General features: G+C 52.9%; 15 protein-coding genes and 1 tRNA gene. 9 read left to right on the plus strand and 7 right to left on the minus strand.

Going from position 1 to position 19,553, the window contains the following annotated elements; all coding sequences use genetic code 11:
* Nucleotides 1-6: 6 nt before the first annotated feature.
* Both rcsB and rcsD read right to left on the minus strand, forming a co-directional pair.
* Nucleotides 7-657: a response regulator transcription factor RcsB gene (gene rcsB, locus AWR26_RS08340; RefSeq protein WP_007371125.1), complete on the minus strand. Its 651-nt coding sequence runs from the start codon at nt 655-657 to the stop codon at nt 7-9.
* A gap of 16 nt (nt 658-673) precedes the next feature.
* Complete coding sequence (gene rcsD, locus AWR26_RS08345) at nt 674-3,343, minus strand: phosphotransferase RcsD (protein ID WP_082934086.1); 2,670 nt, start codon at nt 3,341-3,343, stop codon at nt 674-676.
* Between the two features lie 836 nt (nt 3,344-4,179).
* Between rcsD and AWR26_RS08350 the strand changes: the two genes are divergently transcribed.
* The 6 genes from AWR26_RS08350 to mgtE all read left to right on the plus strand — a co-directional run bounded on the left by AWR26_RS08350 (nt 4,180) and on the right by mgtE (nt 11,538).
* Nucleotides 4,180-5,322, plus strand: a complete 1,143-nt coding sequence (locus AWR26_RS08350; RefSeq protein ID WP_064564915.1) for a porin OmpC — start codon at nt 4,180-4,182, stop codon at nt 5,320-5,322.
* 93 nt (nt 5,323-5,415) lie between these two features.
* Nucleotides 5,416-6,453 carry an FAD:protein FMN transferase ApbE gene (apbE, locus tag AWR26_RS08355; protein ID WP_064564917.1) on the plus strand — a complete coding sequence of 346 codons (1,038 nt, stop codon included), beginning with the start codon at nt 5,416-5,418 and terminating at the stop codon, nt 6,451-6,453.
* A gap of 72 nt (nt 6,454-6,525) precedes the next feature.
* Nucleotides 6,526-7,587, plus strand: a complete 1,062-nt coding sequence (ada, locus tag AWR26_RS08360; protein WP_064564919.1) for a bifunctional DNA-binding transcriptional regulator/O6-methylguanine-DNA methyltransferase Ada — start codon at nt 6,526-6,528, stop codon at nt 7,585-7,587.
* Complete coding sequence (gene alkB / locus AWR26_RS08365; protein ID WP_064564921.1) at nt 7,587-8,237, plus strand: DNA oxidative demethylase AlkB; 651 nt, start codon at nt 7,587-7,589, stop codon at nt 8,235-8,237. The genes ada and alkB overlap by 1 nt, the downstream gene beginning before the upstream one ends.
* 74 nt (nt 8,238-8,311) lie before the next feature.
* A complete protein-coding gene (locus AWR26_RS08370) occupies nt 8,312-9,955 on the plus strand; it encodes a multidrug ABC transporter permease/ATP-binding protein (RefSeq protein WP_064564922.1) in 1,644 nt (547 codons plus the stop codon).
* 146 nt (nt 9,956-10,101) lie between these two features.
* Nucleotides 10,102-11,538: a magnesium transporter gene (gene mgtE / locus AWR26_RS08375; RefSeq protein ID WP_064564924.1), complete on the plus strand. Its 1,437-nt coding sequence runs from the start codon at nt 10,102-10,104 to the stop codon at nt 11,536-11,538.
* Here mgtE and AWR26_RS08380 read toward each other — a convergent pair.
* Nucleotides 11,501-12,736, minus strand: coding sequence for a SulP family inorganic anion transporter (locus tag AWR26_RS08380; RefSeq protein WP_064564926.1), 1,236 nt, complete (start codon nt 12,734-12,736; stop codon nt 11,501-11,503). The two genes, mgtE and AWR26_RS08380, sit on opposite strands and share 38 nt — an antisense overlap.
* A gap of 279 nt (nt 12,737-13,015) precedes the next feature.
* Here AWR26_RS08380 and mqo point away from each other — a divergent pair, with 279 nt between their 5' ends.
* Complete coding sequence (mqo, locus tag AWR26_RS08385) at nt 13,016-14,671, plus strand: malate dehydrogenase (quinone) (protein WP_064564928.1); 1,656 nt, start codon at nt 13,016-13,018, stop codon at nt 14,669-14,671.
* A gap of 144 nt (nt 14,672-14,815) precedes the next feature.
* Nucleotides 14,816-15,640, plus strand: coding sequence for a hypothetical protein (locus AWR26_RS08390; RefSeq protein WP_139227905.1), 825 nt, complete (start codon nt 14,816-14,818; stop codon nt 15,638-15,640).
* An 87-nt stretch (nt 15,641-15,727) separates the two neighbouring features.
* Here AWR26_RS08390 and AWR26_RS08395 read toward each other — a convergent pair.
* The 3 genes from AWR26_RS08395 to AWR26_RS08405 form a co-directional block, all read right to left on the minus strand.
* Nucleotides 15,728-15,803 (minus strand) — tRNA-Pro (locus AWR26_RS08395).
* Nucleotides 15,804-15,879: 76 nt separating this feature from the next.
* The gene (yejM, locus tag AWR26_RS08400) at nt 15,880-17,640 is read right to left on the minus strand and encodes an LPS biosynthesis-modulating metalloenzyme YejM (RefSeq protein ID WP_064564932.1); all 1,761 of its coding nucleotides are present in this window, start codon (nt 17,638-17,640) and stop codon (nt 15,880-15,882) included.
* 18 nt (nt 17,641-17,658) lie between these two features.
* Nucleotides 17,659-17,886, minus strand: a complete 228-nt coding sequence (locus AWR26_RS08405) for a YejL family protein (protein WP_064564934.1) — start codon at nt 17,884-17,886, stop codon at nt 17,659-17,661.
* 132 nt (nt 17,887-18,018) lie between these two features.
* On the opposite strand from AWR26_RS08405, the gene yejK reads away from it, so the two are divergent.
* Nucleotides 18,019-19,026, plus strand: coding sequence for a nucleoid-associated protein YejK (gene yejK / locus AWR26_RS08410; protein ID WP_043952938.1), 1,008 nt, complete (start codon nt 18,019-18,021; stop codon nt 19,024-19,026).
* 142 nt (nt 19,027-19,168) lie between these two features.
* On the opposite strand, the gene rplY is transcribed toward yejK, so the two are convergent.
* A complete protein-coding gene (rplY, locus tag AWR26_RS08415) occupies nt 19,169-19,453 on the minus strand; it encodes a 50S ribosomal protein L25 (RefSeq protein WP_064564936.1) in 285 nt (94 codons plus the stop codon).
* Between the last annotated feature and the right edge of the window lie 100 nt (nt 19,454-19,553).

Consider the following 19,553-nt stretch of genomic DNA (forward strand, 5'->3'; position numbering starts at 1 on the left):
TGGGGATTACTCTTTTTCTGTCTGGGTCAGTGTGACCGAGGAGAGGTAGTTCAGCAGGGCGATGTCGTTATCGACGCCCAGCTTCATCATCGCAGATTTCTTCTGGCTACTGATGGTCTTGATACTGCGGTTCAGCTTTTTAGCGATTTCCGTTACCAGGAAACCTTCTGCAAACAGACGCAGTACTTCGCTCTCTTTCGGTGACAGGCGTTTGTCGCCGTAGCCGCCAGCGCTGATTTTTTCCAGCAGGCGAGAAACGCTTTCAGGAGTAAATTTCTTACCTTTCTGCAGCGCGGCCAGAGCCTTTGGCAGGTCGGTTGGCGCGCCTTGTTTCAGTACGATACCTTCGATATCCAGATCCAGCACCGCACTCAGAATTGCCGGGTTATTGTTCATAGTAAGAACAATAATCGACAGCGCAGGGAAATGGCGTTTAATGTATTTGATCAGCGTAATACCATCGCCGTATTTATCGCCCGGCATTGACAGATCGGTGATCAGAACATTTGCCTCGAGTTTCGGCAGGTTATTAATGAGCGCTGTAGAGTCTTCAAATTCACCGACTACGTTAACCCATTCGATTTGTTCCAGTGACTTGCGAATACCGAACAGTACAATCGGATGGTCATCGGCAATAATTACGTTCATATTGTTCATGTATTAGGCTACCTTGCTACAGCAAGCTCTTGACGTAAGCGTCAATGTCGCTGATGTAATTTTCTATGCCTGGAGCATCGCTTTCACGAATTAATTGCTCCAGCGTTTCGCACAACTGCTTACCAGGTACCAGATTTAGCATAGCAAACACACCTTTCAGGCGGTGTGCTGTCTGCGCCAGCGCAGCGAAATCGCGTAACGCTGATTCAGTATACAACCTCTTAACATCATCGGGTACTGTGTCAACAAACAGTGCATAATAGCCGCTGGCATGGAGTTCCGCGTTTTCATCGCCTCCCAATGGCGATTCCGGTACATCTTCCTGCGCCAGTTGCTCTTCTATAAGCTGCAATATTGCTCCCTGCATTGCATTGCTCATATTAAAGTTAACGCGCAATTGGCCAGGGCCAATTTTCCGCACACCGACCTCATCATCGCTTAAAAGCAAGCCAGAGGCTGTAAGATTAGACGGATTATCTGTCAAAAATAGATCATATTCTTGACTTGAAAGACGTTCATCCGGGGAAATACAGCTTGCACCCCAATTTTCCAACTGGCGGACTACAATATTGCGGATTTCATTCGAGGTGATGTCAATCATCGCTACAACATCATCAAGCAATTTCTCTTCGCTTTCAACCTGCGGTGAGCGAGCCGCCATTCTAACATGCAAAGAGTAGCGGGTGCCCAGATCTTCCCTCGCCTTAATATTCAAATGCCCACCGAGTTTTCTGGCTAACTGATCGCACAGCCAGAAGGTGAGGGCGTTTGCTTTTCCGTACTGATCGCTCTGTGTATCGTTAAGGAACGGGAAGTGCAGATTGTCAATTTCACTGGTACTTACACCTGTGCCCGTATCCAGAATACGGAAGGTCAGACGATCTTCTGCCGATTCATCCATATTCACTTCAAGGGTGATTTTACCCATTTGCGTGGTCGTCACCGCGTACTGGATCAAAAGGAGTAAGATTCGACGTAACGCATCGCGATCGCCGTGGCGCTCCTCGTTAGCCGGAAGCGGGTTATTGATCAACAATTGCAGGCCTTTACGCTTGATCACCGGCAGAACTTCCGGCACCACTTCATCAATCAGATCCTGAATAGAGAACACGGAAGGCGAACCTTTCCAGCTATCGCTTTCCAGCATATTGGCCAGCTGAATTTCATCCACCAGTTGTACCAGCCTGTCGGCGTGATCGGCGACGAGATTGCCCTCTTTGTTTTCAAGGGCGGCAGCTTCAGCAGCGAGAGCCTTTACGGGTTGTTTCAGCGAGTCAGCCAGATTATTCATAAAGGCGGCGCGACCCTGCTGGTTCTTCTCATACAGGCGCTGCGCTTGCTTCAGCTTCTTATTGACCAGCACTTCGCGATCCTGGTCGCGAATAATAAAGATCTGCGTGCGTGAAGCCACCTGGCTGCGGAACTGGCGGATTTCATACAGTTCATTATTTATGGTGGCCTGGATGACGCCCTGGTGCTGATCCGCCATGGCGGTGATATTTTGCAGATTCAGGTGCGGCAGCAGATGATCGGCTATTTTGTTGCTCAACACGGTGCGGTTAGCTTCCTGATCGTGTACCAGCAAGCCAAGCGGCAGTAGCGAGACAATCTCTTCGTTGAAAGCGCGCAGCACGCGCAGCTCGTTGCTTGCTCCTGGCGTCGCCAGGCTATCCGTCTTACGGCCCGGTTGCTGACGGAAGGTGGTGTAGCCAAATAGCGCCAGCGCCAGCAGCCCAATATTCAGCAACAGCGGTAAAAGAATGTTTTGCAGGGTGTCGAGCAGCAGCGTACCGAAAGGAACCTGCCACACCAGGCGCAGCCCGGTGCCGTTCAACGCAGAAGCGATCTCAATACGCGAGCTATTAAAGTTGACGGTCACATTATCTGTGGTCTCTTTATCCTGCCCGTGCGTGGTATTTTGCGTGCTATCAGGGTCAAGACGGAAACTGTCCAGTGACATGCCTGGCGGGATCAGATCGTTAATCGGCAAGTCAAACGCCACCACCGTCGCCAGGTGACCCGGCTGGTTGAAGGTGGTACGCAGCGTAAAGTAGTGGCCATTCTGCCAGGCCAGGCGGCGCAAGGAGGAAAAACTTTCGCGCTCATCAAGGGCGTTAGCCTGCTGCAACATTTCTGCGCGTCGGGAATCGACGATATTGCTAATGGTGGAATCTTTAAAACCTGAGGTTAGATCTTTTAGAGGCAACGTCGAAACCAGGATCATGCTGTTATCCTGGCCATTCAGATAGTACATCGACCATGGAACGGTTTCTGCGCCCCACAATGTATCAAGATACGTTGAGATGCGCTGCGTCATCTCCAGCGTGGAACTGTCGTGCGAACCGAAAATCAGCGCTTCTGTTTTGCGACGCGGTTTTTCGAGGTAATAGACATCCTGTTTCAGGCGCGTTTCCTGTAAACCTTCGCTTGGCGTGGTTGCCGGAGCCGCAGCAATATTGTCGTAGATCTGCCAGGTGGCATACCGCCAGGTGTCGATACGCTTATGGATGGCGTGCGTAACATCGACAATTTGATAGCTCTTATCTTTCAGCCAGGCGTTGACCGCGCTCTGGATCATCACCCCCATCGTTACCAGCAGGACAATAATCAATAAGAGGAAGAAACGGGTAATGTTGCCCGGTATCAGGGAAAATTTGCCAGGGATCATTGTGTCAGATTGACTCATTCTTGTGTGTAACCCGTGATGACAACACTGCAGGTAACGCTCAGCATCCGCTGAAACAATGTTGCTGCCATGCCGTAACTACCGCCAGTGGTGCGCGGACTACAAATAGATGTGTTGCAGAGCAGTGTACAGCAGGCAGTATATCGGTTAATGAGTGAATTTCCAGACTCTCTTTTCAGCCATTACTCACATGATGCGGGTTTTTGTCCTTCCTTTAAACGAAGCGGCAAAAAATGTACAAAATATGGAGATTGTACAAATATTTCTCGCCCTTGAATAAAAAGAACACAATAAATAACAAGACATTAATTAAGGTGCTAAGTCAATAAGATAAGTCTGGCACGTTTGTTGATTAATTAATAGTCGTTACAAATAGTTATTATGTGTAGATTATTATTCAAGTTAAGTAAAGAAAAGTAAAAAAAAACCGAATGCAGGGCATTCGGTCATAAGAGGGGTAAACAGACATTCAGATTCGAATGACGGTAATAAATAAAGTTAATGATGATAGCGTGTTGTATTTTAGTGACGATTAGGGATTTCGTTTTTGCATTCAGTGCTGTCATTTGTTTTTATTTATCATGTTGTTTTTTAATGATTTTTTAATTTTATTTGATTATTCGTGCGATATATATTAGCTATTCGTGCTATAAAAAGTTCCCTCGAATTTACAAAATGAAACATCTATCATTAAATATGAAACATCTTCAAAATTTTCGTATCATATTCTCGATGGATTATTTTCCTATTTTAAGCACAATGAATTTGCCAGCTGATTAGAGGGTTAGTCAGCAAGCAGTGGCAAATAAAAATGCATATAACAGAGGGTTAATAAAATGAAAGTTAAAGTACTGTCCCTCCTGGTACCAGCTCTGCTGGTAGCAGGCGCAGCGAATGCGGCTGAAGTTTACAACAAAGATGGCAACAAATTAGATCTGTACGGCAAAGTAGACGGTCTGCACTATTTCTCTGACGATAAAGGCGCTGATGGCGATCAGACTTACGTGCGTTTCGGCTTCAAAGGCGAAACTCAGGTAAACGATCAGGTTACTGGCTATGGTCAGTGGGAATATAACGTTCAGGCTAACGACACTGAAACGTCAGGTAATCAGGCCTGGACCCGTGTGGCATTCGCCGGTATCCGCGTGGCTGATGCGGGCTCTTTCGACTACGGTCGTAACTACGGCGTAATTTACGACGTAACGTCCTGGACCGACGTTCTGCCGGAATTCGGCGGCGACACTTACGGTTCTGATAACTTCATGCAACAACGTGCTAACGGCCTTGCCACCTACCGTAACACCGACTTCTTTGGTCTGGTTAATGGCCTGAACTTTGCCCTGCAGTATCAGGGTAAAAACGGTAGCGTCAGTGGTGAAAACGCTGATGGTCGCAGCACGCTGAAACAGAACGGCGATGGCTATGGTGCGTCTCTGACCTACGATCTGGGCGCAGGCTTCAGCGTCGGCGGTGCAATGTCTTCTTCTCGTCGTACTGCTGATCAGAACGTGACTACCAATGATGCTTTGTTCGGTGAAGGCGATCGCGCTGAAGCATATAGCGGCGGCCTGAAATACGATGCCAATAATATTTACCTGGCGGCACAGTATACTCAAACCTATAACGCGACCCGTTTCGGTACTTCTAACGGTTCTTCCCCGTCTGACGCTTACGGTTTTGCTAACAAAGCGCAGAACTTCGAAGTGGTTGCACAGTACCAGTTCGACTTCGGTCTGCGTCCGTCTATCGCTTACCTGCAATCTAAAGGCAAGGACATCACCAACAACACCGGTACCGTTAACTACGGCGATCAGGATATCCTGAAATACATCGATGTTGGCGCGACCTATTACTTCAACAAAAACATGTCCACCTATGTTGATTACAAAATCAACCTGCTGGACGACAACGACTTTACCCGAGCTGCCGGTATCTCTACCGACAACATCGTTGCACTAGGCCTGGTTTACCAGTTCTAAGTTCGCAACAACGATTGCTAAGGCGCCGCAAGGCGCCTTTTTTATTGTCCGGTTTTTGATGTACGCTTGCCGCCATCAAGGAGATAACAAGCAATGACAATGACTCTTTTTCGCAGCGTGGTGGCCGCCGCGCTGCTGCTATTGGCGGGTTGCGATCGCAGCGAACAGGCACAGCCAACCGTGCTGGAAGGCAAAACCATGGGCACTTTCTGGCGCGTTAGTCTGGTGGATTTGGATGCGCAGCGCGCGCAGACGTTACAGCAAAAAATTCAGGCTCAGCTGGATGCTGACGATCGTTTAATGTCCACCTGGAAGAGCGATTCTGCGCTAATGCGCTTTAATCACGCTGCCAGTACCGCGCCCTGGCCGGTTAGCGCTGCAATGGCGGATATTGTGACCATCGCTTTGCGGGTCGGGGAAAAAACGGACGGCGCAATGGACATTACCGTTGGGCCGCTGGTGAATCTGTGGGGATTTGGCCCGGATAAACAACCGGTCGTCAGCCCAACGCAGGCGCAAATTGATGCGGCAAAAGCCCGTACCGGCTTGCAGCATCTGACGGTGATTAACCGCTCCGGGGAACAATTCCTGCAAAAAGATCTGCCGGATCTGTTTGTCGATTTATCGACAGTCGGTGAAGGCTATGCGGCGGATCATCTGGCGCGGCTTATGGAGCAGGAAGGGATTGCCCGCTATCTGGTTTCCGTCGGCGGCGCGCTTGCCAGCCGGGGCATGAATGCGCAGGGCCAGCCGTGGCGGGTGGCGATCCAGAAACCGACCGATCGTGAAAATGTCGCACAAGCGGTGGTCGATATTAACGGTCATGGCATCAGTACCTCCGGAAGTTATCGCAACTATTATGAGCTGGATGGCAAACGTATTTCGCACATTATCGATCCGCGCACCGGGCGCCCCATCGATCACCGCCTGGTTTCGGTCACGGTGATTGCCCCAACGGCGCTGGAAGCAGATGCCTGGGACACCGGTTTAATGGTGCTGGGAACCGATAAGGCCAAAAAAGTGGTGACGCACGAAGGATTGGCGGTATTTATGATCATGAAGGAGGGTGACGGTTTTACCACCTGGATGTCGCCACAATTTTCCTCGTTCCTGGTCAGCGAAAAAAATTAAAACGCAAGATTGCGGGTGTCGGGCTCTGCGCGAGCGTGCACAGTGGGGCTAAGCTTAAATAAGGAGCCTGACATGAACGAGACGACTTTACTTGATGAACAGCGCTGGCAAGCGGTGCTGGCGCGCAACCCGCAAGCGGATGGTCAGTTTGTTTTTGCGGTACTGACCACCGGCATCTTCTGCCGCCCGTCCTGTCGCGCGCGCCACGCCCTGCGTCAGAATGTGCGTTTCTTCCCGGATGCCGATAGCGCTGTTGCTGCGGGTTTTCGCCCATGCAAACGTTGCCAGCCCGATAAAGCGCATCCGCAACAGCAGCGGCTGGATAAAGTGGCCATTGCTTGTCGATTGCTGGAACAGGATACGCCTGTCACCCTCGAACAACTGGCAACTGCGGTGGGTATCAGTCCGTACCATTTTCATCGTCTGTTTAAATCCGTGACCGGGATGACACCGAAAGCCTGGCAACAAGCGTTCCGCGCCCGTCGTCTGCGCAACATGCTGGCAGAGAGCGACACAGTGACCGATGCCGTGCTGGCGGCGGGGTTCCCCGACAGTAGCAGCTACTATCGCCAGGCGGATGCCGCGCTGGGAATGACGGCGCGTCAGTTTCGCCGCGGCGGTGACGATGCCGATATTCGTTATGCCCTCAGTGATTGTTCACTGGGTCGCTGTCTGGTGGCTGAGAGTGAACGCGGCATCTGCGCCATTTTACTGGCCGACAGCGATGAACAGTTGTTGGCAGAACTGCATACGATTTTTCCTCATGCCCGAAATGTGCAGGGCGATGAGGCGATGCTTGAACGTGTCGCACAGGTGATCCGTCGTCTTGATCGTGCGGATGCGCCATTTACATTACCGCTGGATTTGCGCGGCACGGCTTTCCAGCTCCAGGTATGGCAGGCGTTGCGCGAGCTCCCCGCTGGCGCAACGATCAGCTATCAGCGTCTTGCGCAGCAGCTAGGCAAACCCGGTGCGGTGAGGGCAGTAGCCAGCGCCTGCGCAGCGAATAAGCTGGCGATTGTTATCCCTTGTCATCGCGTAGTGCGCGGTGATGGCGCGCTCTCCGGTTATCGCTGGGGAATCGCGCGCAAAGCGCAACTGCTGCAACGGGAAGCGAAAAAAGAGGAGAATTAATGCTCGATCTGTTTGCCGATGAAGAACCCTGGCAGGAGCCGCTGGCACCTGGCGCGGTGGTGCTGCGCCGTTTTGCACTACCGCATGTGGAAGCGCTAATGCGCGGCATCGCGCAGGTGGTTGGCCAGTCGCCGCTGCGCCATATGGTCACGCCGGGCGGGTATACCATGTCCGTGGCGATGACCAATTGCGGCAGGCTTGGCTGGACGACTAATCAGCACGGTTATCTCTACGCACCTGTCGATCCGCAAACGGCGCAGCCGTGGCCGGAAATGCCGGCTGCGTTCACGGCGCTATGTCATAAAGCCAGCCTCGCGGCGGGTTACCCTGAGTTTCGCCCGGATGCCTGCCTGATCAACCGTTACGCGCCTGGTGCGAAGTTATCGCTGCATCAGGATAAGGACGAACCTGATTTGCGCGCGCCGATCGTCTCTGTCTCGCTGGGCTTACCGGCTATTTTCCAGTTTGGTGGATTGAAACGTAACGATCCGCTGCAACGATTGATGCTGGAACATGGCGATATTGTGGTGTGGGGCGGCGAATCGCGGCTCTTTTATCATGGCATAGCGCCGCTGAAAGCGGGTTATCACCCGGTGACCGGCGAGTGTCGTTACAACCTGACGTTCCGCCAGGCAGGCAACAGCGAATAAAAATAAGAATTATTCTTGATGTAAAACAGTAGCCGTTTAAACTGCTGGCTGTTTTTGTTGACCGGGCCGTTGTTATGGAACTCCTTCTTCTTGTCTGGCGGCAGTATCGCTGGCCATTCGTGGCGGTACTGGCGCTCACCCTTGCCAGCGCCGCATTGGGAATCGGGCTGATCGCTTTTATTAACCAGCGTCTGATCGAAACCGTCGATATCTCATTGACCGTGCTGCCGGAATTTCTCGGTTTGCTGCTGCTGTTAATGGCGGTGACGCTTGGTTCTCAACTGGCGCTGACCACGCTCGGCCATCATTTCGTTTACCGTCTGCGTAGTGAATTTATCAAACGGATCCTTGATACGCCGGTGGAGCGCATTGAACAACTGGGCAGCGCGTCGCTGCTGGCCGGATTAACCAGCGATGTGCGCAACATCACCATCGCTTTTGTGCGCCTGCCGGAACTGGTGCAGGGCATTATTCTGACTGTAGGTTCGTGCATTTATCTGGCGATGCTATCCGGCAAAATGCTGGTGATCACTGCACTGTGGATGGCGCTGACCATCTGGGGCGGTTTTATTCTGGTTTCCCGGGTGTATAAACATATGGCGACGCTGCGCGAGACGGAAGACAAGCTCTATAACGATTTCCAGACGGTGCTGGAAGGGCGCAAAGAGCTGAATCTGAATCGCGAACGTGCCGAACATATTTTCGAGAAGATGTACCTGCCGGATGCGCGTGAGTACCGCCACCATATTATTCGTGCTGACACTTTCCATCTCAGCGCTGTCAACTGGTCGAACATTATGATGCTCGGCGCGATTGGCCTCGTGTTCTGGATGGCAAACAGTCTGGGGTGGGCGGATACCAACGTTGCGGCAACTTATTCACTGACATTGCTGTTTTTGCGTACGCCGTTGCTTTCAGCGGTCGGCGCATTGCCGACGCTGTTGAGCGCACAGGTTGCTTTCAACAAACTGAAGCATTTTGCTCTGGCGCCGTATCAGCCAGCGTTTCCGCGTCCCCAGGCTTTCCCCGGCTGGAAAACGCTGGAGCTGCGCAACGTGGCCTTTAAATATCAGGGGAATGATTTCTCCGTCGGCCCGATCAACATGACGTTGAACCGGGGCGAACTGGTGTTTCTGATTGGTGGCAACGGCAGCGGTAAATCAACGCTGGCGATGCTGCTGACCGGGCTGTATCAGCCGGTTTCTGGCGAGATCCTGCTGGATGGTAAGCCGATGGCGCAGGATCGCCCGGAAGATTATCGCAAACTGTTCTCGGCGGTGTTTACCGATGTCTGGTTGTTTGACGATCTGCTCGGGCCGGAAGGTAAACCGGCGGATCCGGCGCTGGTCGATAAGTGGCTGGATCAGTTGAAGATGGCGCATAAACTGGAACTGAACAACGGCAAGATCCTCAATCTGAAGCTCTCAAAAGGGCAGAAAAAACGCGTGGCACTGTTGCTGGCGCTGGCGGAAGAGCGCGATATTCTGCTGCTTGACGAATGGGCGGCCGATCAGGATCCCCATTTCCGCCGCGACTTCTACCAGGTGCTGTTGCCGCTGATGCAACAGATGGGGAAAACCATTTTTGCCATTAGCCACGACGATCACTACTTTATCCACGCCGACCGCCTGCTGGAGATGCGCAATGGTCAGTTGACTGAGCTGGTAGGTGAAGAGCGCGCGCAAGCTTCCCGCGACGCCGTCTCCCGTACTGCCTGAGCAATGCGCCCCCTTCGTTCGAAGGGGGTATTCGCTCCTTTTTTCGCCAAACGTCCCCGCTGTTTATTATTTTTTACAAAAGCTGCCGCTATGCTTAAGGCTATTCGGCCCCGGCTTCGGGGGGCTTTGTATTCAGGGAACGGCTAATGTCATTAAGCAAAAAAAACAGCGTCAAACTGCGTGACGAGGAGCGGGCGCGCCTGATTTGGTTGCTGATCACCCATAAACCACTTACCGCCTCGCTGCTCGGGCAACTCACCCTCGCCGAGCAGGTGGATAGCGCCGCGCTGGAGCAGGATCTGGCGGAGGTTAACGCGCTGGTCTCCCATTTGCCGCCACCGGATCTCGCCGATACGCTGGAGGCCTTGCCGGTAGATGAACGCCACGCATTATGGCGGCTGGTGAGCGATGATAAACGCGGCAAGGTGCTGCTTGAAGCGTCGGAAAATGTCTGGGATGACCTGATTGATGAGATGAGCGACCGCGCGCTGCTCGATGCGCTGCAAACGCTGGATATCGACGACCAAATCTGGCTGGTGCAGCATCTGCCGCGTAACCTGACCGGCCGCTTAATGGCGACGTTACCGCGTGCAGAGCGTAACCGCATGCGGGAAGTGATGCGCTACGGCAAAAACTGTGTCGGCGCGATCATGGAGTTCGGGGTGATCACCGTGCGTGCTGAAGTCACGCTGGCGGCGGTTCAGCGCTATCTGCGACGGCTCGGTAAAATGCCGGACAACACCGACAAACTGTTTGTTATCGGCCGCGATAACCGGCTGATGGGCGAACTGGCGTTGCAAACCATTTTACTCAATGCCGCCGGGAAGCGGGTCAGCGAAGTGATGGATGCAGATCCGGTGGCCTTTTCTCCGGAAGAGGATGCGGAAAAAGTGGCGCGGACCTTCGAGCGTGACAATCTGCTTAGCGCGGCAGTGGTCGATGATAACGGAATGCTGTTGGGTCGTCTGACCATCGATGAGATCGTTAATGTGGTCTACGAAGAGACCGACAACGATTTGCGCCAGATGGGCGGTCTGAGCGCCGAAGAAGACGTATTTGCACCGGTAAGCAAAGCGGTAAAAACCCGCTGGGCGTGGCTGGCTATCAACTTGTGCACGGCATTTATCGCCTCGCGCGTGATCGACGGGTTTGAACACACCATTTCGCAACTGGTGGCGCTGGCGTCGCTGATGCCGATTGTCGCCGGGATTGGCGGTAACACCGGCAATCAAACCATTACCATGATTGTGCGCGCGCTGGCGTTACAAAACATTCAGCCGGGCAACTTTGCTTTCCTGATTATGCGTGAACTTGGCGTCGCGTTGATTAACGGCCTGGTGTGGGGCGGCATTATGGGCTGCATCACATGGTGGTTGTACGACGATGCGGCGCTGGGCGGCGTTATGACATTGGCGATGGTGCTGAACTTGTTGATGGCAGCGTTGATGGGCGTGTTGATCCCGATGATCATGACCCGGCTGGGGCGCGACCCGGCGGTTGGCTCCAGCGTGATGATCACCGCGATCACAGATACCGGAGGCTTCTTTATTTTTCTTGGGCTGGCGACGCTGTTTTTGCTGTAACGTTTGCTGACTTACGCCACTTCGGTGGCGTGAGCGCCATCATGATCAGCCCGCCCAGCACACCAATCGCCAGGTTACCGGTAGTGACGGTCGCGACCACCGTGACCAGCATCACCACGGTTTCCATGACTGGCACCTGCTTAAGTGTTGCCGGTTGCAGGCTGCCCCAGTTAAAGGTTTTAAAGGCAACGATGACCATAATGCCCGCCAGCACAACCATTGGAATCTTCGCCATCACGCTGCTGAGCGCCGTCACCAGCAGCAACAGCACCAGCGCGGCGGCCAGCGTTGAGATGCGCGTGCGGCCTTTGCCCATCTCCACATTCACAATGGTCTGACCGATCATCGCACAGCCAGCGATCCCACCGTAGAACCCCGCCAGAATATTGGCGATGCCAAGCCCGGCGCTCTCGCGGCCTTTGTGTGAAGGCGTATGGGTTAAATCGTCCACCAGTTTGGCGGTCAGCAGGGATTCCATCAAACCCACAAAAGCGATACTCAGCGCGCAGGGCCAGACGATATTTAATGTCTGCCAGTTGAGCGGAACCAGAAATGAGGTTAACCCCGGCAGCCCGCCCTGCATGGGGCCTTCATCGCCCACGGTTGGCAGGATCTGCCCGCTGAACAGGGTAAACGCAGTGAGTAACACAATGGCGACCAGCGGCGCAGGGATGCTTTTTACCCAGCGCGGCAGCCACAGCACAATCAATAGCGTTAGTACGAACAGCGCCAGAATTAGCGGGTCTTTGCTCCAGAAATGGGGGATCTGTGCAAAGAAGATCAGAATACCAAGCGCGTTGACGAAACCGGTCATCACCGCATGAGGAATAAAGCGCATCAGCCGCGCCATACCGCTCAGGCCGAAGAGAATTTGAATCATCCCCGCCAGTAAAACCGCCGGAAGAATGTATTCCACACCGTGTTGGTTAACCATAGGACCGATAACCAGAGCGACTGACCCCGCTGCCGCCGTTACCATCGCCGGGCGCCCGCCCAGAAAAGACATGCTCAGGCACAGCACAACCGAGGCAATCAGGCTCACTTTCGGGTCGACACCGGCAATTACCGAGAAAGAGATCACTTCCGGGATCAGCGCCAGCGCAGTGATTACGCCGGCCAGGCATTCGCGGGTCAATAACGCCGGGGAACGCAGGACATCCAGGCTGTGGTTTGCCGGGGAGAGTAATTTTTCAGTCATAAAGGTTCACAGGCCGGTGAGGCGTTCAACAACAGGGGCGCAAACGGCATCGGTGCGTTTGGCAAAGCGCAAAAGAATAGCAGATTTTAACCGCCGTGGGTCAACAATAAGTGTTAAATCTAATCTGGAAAATCAACTTATTAGTAACATTTATACAATGAATATTTAATGTTTAAACATTATTTAAATCTCACTTCTTAAGTGCTACGTTAGAAGGGTTAACTACTTTACCCTCAATAAATGCGAATAAAGCAGCACTAAAAGTAAGGCATTAATACCATGAAAAAAATGACTGCCAGGCTGTTTTCGATGGCTGTCGGGCTAAATGCTGTCTCAAAGGCAGCGAAAGCGTCCGCATCGAAAGAGCAGGAAACAGATGTGCTTTTAATCGGTGGTGGGATCATGAGTGCCACATTGGGTACCTGGCTTCAGGATCTCGAACCCGACTGGTCGATTACGATGGTGGAACGGCTGGATGCCCTGGCTGAGGAGAGCTCGAACGGCTGGAATAACGCCGGTACGGGCCATGCCGCTTTAATGGAACTGAACTACACGCCGCGTGCGGCTGACGGCACCGTCAGCATTAAAAAAGCGATTGAAATCAACGAAGCGTTCCGTATTTCTCGCCAGTTCTGGGCGCATCAGGTCAAAACCGGTGTGCTACGCGAACCGCGCTCATTTATCAACACCGTACCGCATATGAGCCTCGTCTGGGGCGATGACAATGTGAACTTCCTGCGTGCCCGTTACAAAGCGTTGCAGCAATGTTCGCTGTTCCGCGGTATGCGCTATTCCGAAGATCCCGAGCAGATCAAGCAGTGGGCACCGCTGGTGATGGAAGGGCGCGATGCGAAGCAAAAAATCGCCGCTACCCGCACTGAGATTGGTACTGATGTTAACTTCGGTGAACTGACGCGCCAGATGATTGGCTCATTGCAGAAAAAAGAGAACTTCTCTTTGCAACTGAGCACGGAAGTTCGCAGCCTCAAACGCAATGCCGATAATAGCTGGAGTGTGACGCTCAGCAACCTGAAAGACGGCGGCGAACGCGTGGTAAAAGCGAAGTTTGTTTTTATTGGCGCGGGCGGCGCAGCGCTGAAATTGTTGCAGGCATCCGGTATTCCGGAAGCGGCAGACTATGCCGGTTTCCCGGTTGGTGGCCAGTTCCTGGTGGCGGAGAACCCGGATGTGGTCAACCATCATCTGGCAAAAGTCTATGGTCAGGCGACCGTTGGCGCACCGCCGATGTCGGTTCCGCATATTGATACCCGCATTATTGATGGTAAACGCGTGCTGTTGTTCGGGCCGTTCGCGACCTTCTCGACACGTTTTCTGAAGAACGGTTCGCTGTGGGATCTGTTACGTTCGACCAACTCATCCAATATTCTGCCGATGTTGACGGTGGGAATGACCAATTTCAGCCTGGTAAAATATCTGGTTAACCAGGTACTGCAGAATGAAGATGACCGCTTCGATGCGCTGCGGGAATACTATCCGCTGGCGATGAAAGAGGACTGGCGTCTGTGGCAGGCGGGCCAGCGCGTACAGATCATCAAGCGTGAAGCCGGAAAGGGCGGTGTACTGCGTCTCGGCACCGAAGTGGTGAGTGATAAAGAAGGGACTATTGCTGCGCTTCTGGGAGCCTCGCCGGGTGCGTCTACCGCGGCGCCGATTATGCTTGAGCTGATGGAAAAAGTGTTTACTGAACGCTTTGCTTCTGCAGCCTGGCAGGCGAAGCTGAAAGAGATTATCCCCTCTTTTGGTACGCAACTTAACGGCAATATTGAAGCTGCCGATGCAGAGCTGCGTTACACCAGCGAGATCCTTGGGTTGAAATGCGACGAGTCTCTGGTGGCAGATGTCACGCCGCCGGTGCAGAAGCCAACGACCCAGCCGCACAACGACGGCGAGACGGTTGCGGATATCGCGCTGTAATTGCCTTTCCCGAAAAATAAAACCGTAACGGATGCGTTGCGGTTTTTTTTTATCTGTCAGTTGATGGATACCCGATATTTGGCAAGCCTGCACTTTTAGATACAATGGGTTACGGTAACGTGCGGCTTGTAACAGGGAAACAGGATGACGGATAGAATAGAAAAAATAGGAAAAATGATCGGTAAAGCGCTGAATAATTCCAGTGCGAGTGAGGCCGCACAAGCGCTTAAATCGGCCGCCTCTGTGATGCATAAAGAAGGGCTTGAGCCTAAAGCGTTTCTGGTCCGCAAAGAGGATGCACAGGACGGTGCAGAACTGGAGGCGCTCAGATCGGAATATGCGGCACTGCAACGTTCATTTGCTGATGAGCGGCGCAGGGCTTTACATCTTGAAAGTGCCTTAGCAACTGCCAGAGGTAACCCTGCCGATTTGCGCGAGGCAAAAGAACTGGCGATCAAGTGGCATCGTACTTCACAGGAACAAGATGAAAAATTGGGTAATCTGCGCGGCTGGATTAAAAAGCTGTCCGTATTCAGCATCGTCCTGGGCGTTGGCGGTTATGTTACGGGTGGTGCTGTGGCTAATCACTCTTCCTCTGACTATGTTGACTCACTGCGATCGCAGATGAAGGCAAAGGATAAGCAGATCGGCGCCCTGCAAAACCAGTTACAGACGGCATCTGTAAAGCCCGGCAATAAGCGTAAAGCGGAATCGCTGCCAAAGCCTGCCACTTCCCGAAATGGGGTCTACACATTAAAAGCGGATTGCATTAATGCCCAGGGTAACAAATTTAGCCCTGCATGGACGGTGAATACCAACACATATGAAGTGGATGAATCGACAAAAATGCTCGCTGATGGCTATGCGCTCTCTTTGTCTGATAAAGCCATTCCGGCTAACGGACAGCGGTTTAAACTGACTTATCAGAGCGGTAGCGTGATCAATTGCACCGTGGTCGATGCGCGGTAAGCGTGTTTGTATGACGCCAGGTATTACCTTCGGTAAATCGCAGGCATAAAAAAACCAACCGCAATGGGTTGGTTTTTTTGGGATTTTTGGTCGGCACGAGAGGATTTGAACCTCCGACCCTGACACCCCATGACAGTGCGCTACCAGGCTGCGCTACGTGCCGACATGTGGCGCTAATAGTACCCTTTTCGTTGCTGATTGCAAGCAGAGGGGCACCTGAGTGATTCATAATTAATCAATCAGTTAGCGATAAAACGTTTTTCATCCGTTAACACTTGCAGCAACAAACTGAGCTGCGGTTTCTGATCGCGGATCTTCTCGCCCTGCGCATTCCAGGTATGGTAATTGCCGTTAGGACTCAGTACCAGCGTCATCTCCGGCGTGGTTATTGCCAGCGTGTCACCGCCCGCAGCGGTGACCCAATTATGGCGGCGCGGTGCGTTAAACAGATCTTGCCCCTGTGACCAGGCATTGGGTGGCGTGCTGACATGCAGTAACCGCTGCATCAGCGTGGCCATCACATCTTTATGATCCGTCAGCGTATTGATGCGCTGTGCCGGTGTGCCTGGCCAGTGGATGACCAGCGGAACGTGCAGCCTGCTGCGCGACCATTCGAAACTATCGTCCGCTTTGCTTTCCGGCACGCCGTGACCAGCGGTAATAATTACCACTGTATCGTCCAGCTTGCCGGTCGCGCGCAGCGCATCCAGCACGCGCCCGATTTGCGCATCAACATCTGCCGCCGCGCGGCTGTACTTACGGGCGAAGTTTGGCTGCGAACTGTCCAGAGATGCCGTGCCGTTCAGCGAAATCCACGAGAACCAGCGGTTATCATCCTGCGCGTAATGTTCAAGCCAGTTAATCCACTGCGAGGCGGTTTTCTCGTCACTCTGCGTTTGCGCGGCTGGCAATGAGAAGTCAGAGAGCAGCGCCTGGCGGTAGAGCGGGCTGCTGAAACCGTCCGAAGAGAATAAACCAAGCTGGTAGCCCTGCTGGTTAAAGGCGGTGATCAGCGCAGCCGGAATACGCGCCGACAGCACGCCATCCATGTAACCCGGTGAGATGCCGTAGAACAGGCCGAAATAGCCATTGTCGGCAGTGTTGCCGGAACTCATATGTTGCGTAAAGTTGACGTTCTGCTGCGCAAAGCTGGCGAGTTGCGGCATCTGTTTTTCATAACGCGAATAATTGAGGCCATCAACGGTAATCAGCAGCACGTTCTGGCCGGAACCCATATCAGCGTAGCGCAGATCGCTTAAGGGGTACTGTACGGAGACAGCTTCAGGGTTGCCCTGTTCCACCAGTCGGCGTTGATAATCCTGCGCATCCAGCAAACCGTGTTTTTCCAGAAAACGGCGCGCGGTCATCGGATAAGAGAGCGGCAGATTAGCGCGCTGCATGGTAATCGGGCGATAGAAATTGGCGTCGGCCCAAATATACATCACGTGCGTGGCGATAAAGGCGACGAAGAAAAAGGCGGCCAGCGGCTTGGCGTAGTGGCGGCGGCGCGTCAGGCTACGCAGCTTCTGCCAGCTCCAGGTGGCGAATAGCATTTCGATCAGCAGAATCACCGGCACGCTGATAAACATGAGCTGCCAGTCCCGCGCCATCTCGTTCTGGTCCGGGTTAATCACTAACTCCCAGACAACGGGATTAAGATGCAGGTGGAAACGGGTAAATACTTCGCTGTCGATCAGCAGCAGCGTCATGCCTGCTGTCGCAAGGATGGCGGACAGCACGCGCATCAGGCGCTGCGACATCACAATAAACGTCAGCGGGAAGAGCACAAGCAAGTAGGTGGCGAACACCAGAAAGCTGAAATGCTCAACCACGCTGAGATAAGAATAGATACGCCCGGATAGGGTAGTCGGCCAGTCGGCGACAAACAGATAACGGCTACCGAGAACGATGGACAACAAAATGTTGAACAACGCAAACCAGTGCCCCCAGCTTACCATCTGGGAGACTTTTTCACGGTAGCGCTGACGATTGGTCACCATAGACTGTCGATATTTCCCTTAATGCGCTTTGTCGTCGCCAATCGACGATTGTAACGCCTGAGCGAATGATTTCGCGATCGCCTGACGTTGTGCAGGGGCGACGCTGGTGTTGATCAGGTTCGTCACCATGTTGCCCAGCACCATCAGGGAGAGATCGGTCGGGGCTTTGTGTTTTTCCAGTACGTTTGCCAGCTCACTGAGCAGCTGTTCAACGTGTTCATCACTGTAGCGGGAGAGTTGTGGCATAAATCGGAATCTGTTTACTCATGAAAGGGCAACATATTACCGTAGCAATCGCTTTTTTTCTGCTTTTTTATCAGCAGTTGCACAGTCGCGTTGGTGGTGGTTGAATACCGCCGTCTAAAAGGAGAGTTTATCATGAGTCTGGACATCAACCAGATTGCCCTGCACCAGCTTATCAAACGCGATGAGCAAACCCTTGAACTGGTGCTGCGCGATTCTTTGCTGGAACCGACCGCGCCTGTCGAAGAGATGGTGGCGGAACTGCATCGGGTATACAGCGCCAAAAATAAAGCCTACGGTCTGTTTAACGAAGAGAGCGAACTGGCGCAGGCGCTGCGTCTTCAGCGTCAGGGCGAGGAAGAGTTCCTTGCATTCAGCCGCGCGGCAACCGGGCGCTTACGTGATGAACTGGCGAAATATCCGTTTGCCGATGGCGGTATTGTGCTGTTTTGCCACTACCGTTACCTGGCTGTGGAGTACCTGCTGGTGGCGGTGCTGAACAACTTAAGCAGCATGCGCGTCAATGAAAACCTCGACATCAGCTCGACGCATTATCTCGATATTAATCATGCCGATATCGTGGCTCGCATTGATTTAACCGAGTGGGAAACCAATCCGGAATCAACCCGCTATCTGACCTTCCTGAAAGGGCGAGTAGGGCGTAAAGTCGCGGACTTCTTTATGGATTTCCTCGGCGCCAGCGAAGGGCTGAATGCGAAAGCGCAAAACCGCGGTCTGTTGCAGGCGGTAGACGATTTCACCGCGCAGGCCGAACTGGATAAATCAGAACGCCAGACCGTGCGCCAGCAGGTTTATACCTACTGTAATGAGCAGTTGCAGGCGGGCGAAGAGATTGAGCTGGCATCGCTTTCGAAAGAGCTGGCGGGCGTCAGCGAAGTGAGCTTCGAAGAGTTTACCGCAGGCCAGGGCTACGAGCTGGAAGAGAGTTTTCCGGCGGATCGCAGTACTCTGCGACAGCTGACCAAATTTGCCGGCAGCGGAGGCGGTCTGACGATCAACTTCGATGCTTTGCTGCTGGGCGAACGTATTTTCTGGGATCCGGCTACGGATACGCTGACCATCAAAGGCACGCCGCCGAATCTGCGCGATCAACTGCAACGCCGATTCACCGGTGGGAAGTAATCCTCTGAAACCTGCTCATTCGGGCAGGTTTTCTTTAATACGCATGACGTGAGCCGCCATATGACTCAGCAAGCCGCGTATCGACGTTAATAAGCCATAAAAAAACCCCGCCGGAGCGGGGTTTTCTTCAACTCGTCAGCGATTAAGCGCGAACGAAGTCGATGTGGTTCAGGCGCACTTTGTACGCGTGACGCTGTACAGCCTGAACTTTTACTTTTACTTCTTTGCCATCAACTACAATGGTCAGAACGTCGCTGTAGAATTCAGCTTTCGCCTGCATGTTCCACAGTTTGTCGTGATCCAGTTCGATAGCGATCGGCGCTTCAGTTCCACCGTAGATGATTGCCGGGAACTTGTTCGCTGCGCGCAGGCGGCGGCTCGCACCCTTACCCTGCTCTTTACGTACTTCTGCGTTAATAGTAAACATTTAAATCTCTCTTAAATAAATCCTGTTACAGGCGACCCAGCAACAGGCAGATGATCGGCTTTGCGGATGCAAAAGCGGGCGGTATTCTATCCTCGAACGT

This window comes from Kosakonia oryzae (genome assembly GCF_001658025.2).
GTDB classification, from domain to species: domain Bacteria; phylum Pseudomonadota; class Gammaproteobacteria; order Enterobacterales; family Enterobacteriaceae; genus Kosakonia; species Kosakonia oryzae.

Bases quoted from the DNA above. Each gene is read 5' to 3' on its own strand.
- rcsB (WP_007371125.1), bottom strand. From the start codon at position 657: ATGAACAATATGAACGTAATTATTGCCGATGACCATCCGATTGTACTG.
- rcsD (WP_082934086.1), bottom strand. From the start codon at position 3,343: ATGAGTCAATCTGACACAATGATCCCTGGCAAATTTTCCCTGATACCG.
- AWR26_RS08350 (WP_064564915.1), top strand. From the start codon at position 4,180: ATGAAAGTTAAAGTACTGTCCCTCCTGGTACCAGCTCTGCTGGTAGCA.
- apbE (WP_064564917.1), top strand. From the start codon at position 5,416: ATGACAATGACTCTTTTTCGCAGCGTGGTGGCCGCCGCGCTGCTGCTA.
- ada (WP_064564919.1), top strand. From the start codon at position 6,526: ATGAACGAGACGACTTTACTTGATGAACAGCGCTGGCAAGCGGTGCTG.
- alkB (WP_064564921.1), top strand. From the start codon at position 7,587: ATGCTCGATCTGTTTGCCGATGAAGAACCCTGGCAGGAGCCGCTGGCA.
- AWR26_RS08370 (WP_064564922.1), top strand. From the start codon at position 8,312: ATGGAACTCCTTCTTCTTGTCTGGCGGCAGTATCGCTGGCCATTCGTG.
- mgtE (WP_064564924.1), top strand. From the start codon at position 10,102: ATGTCATTAAGCAAAAAAAACAGCGTCAAACTGCGTGACGAGGAGCGG.
- AWR26_RS08380 (WP_064564926.1), bottom strand. From the start codon at position 12,736: ATGACTGAAAAATTACTCTCCCCGGCAAACCACAGCCTGGATGTCCTG.
- mqo (WP_064564928.1), top strand. From the start codon at position 13,016: ATGAAAAAAATGACTGCCAGGCTGTTTTCGATGGCTGTCGGGCTAAAT.
- AWR26_RS08390 (WP_139227905.1), top strand. From the start codon at position 14,816: ATGACGGATAGAATAGAAAAAATAGGAAAAATGATCGGTAAAGCGCTG.
- yejM (WP_064564932.1), bottom strand. From the start codon at position 17,640: ATGGTGACCAATCGTCAGCGCTACCGTGAAAAAGTCTCCCAGATGGTA.
- AWR26_RS08405 (WP_064564934.1), bottom strand. From the start codon at position 17,886: ATGCCACAACTCTCCCGCTACAGTGATGAACACGTTGAACAGCTGCTC.
- yejK (WP_043952938.1), top strand. From the start codon at position 18,019: ATGAGTCTGGACATCAACCAGATTGCCCTGCACCAGCTTATCAAACGC.
- rplY (WP_064564936.1), bottom strand. From the start codon at position 19,453: ATGTTTACTATTAACGCAGAAGTACGTAAAGAGCAGGGTAAGGGTGCG.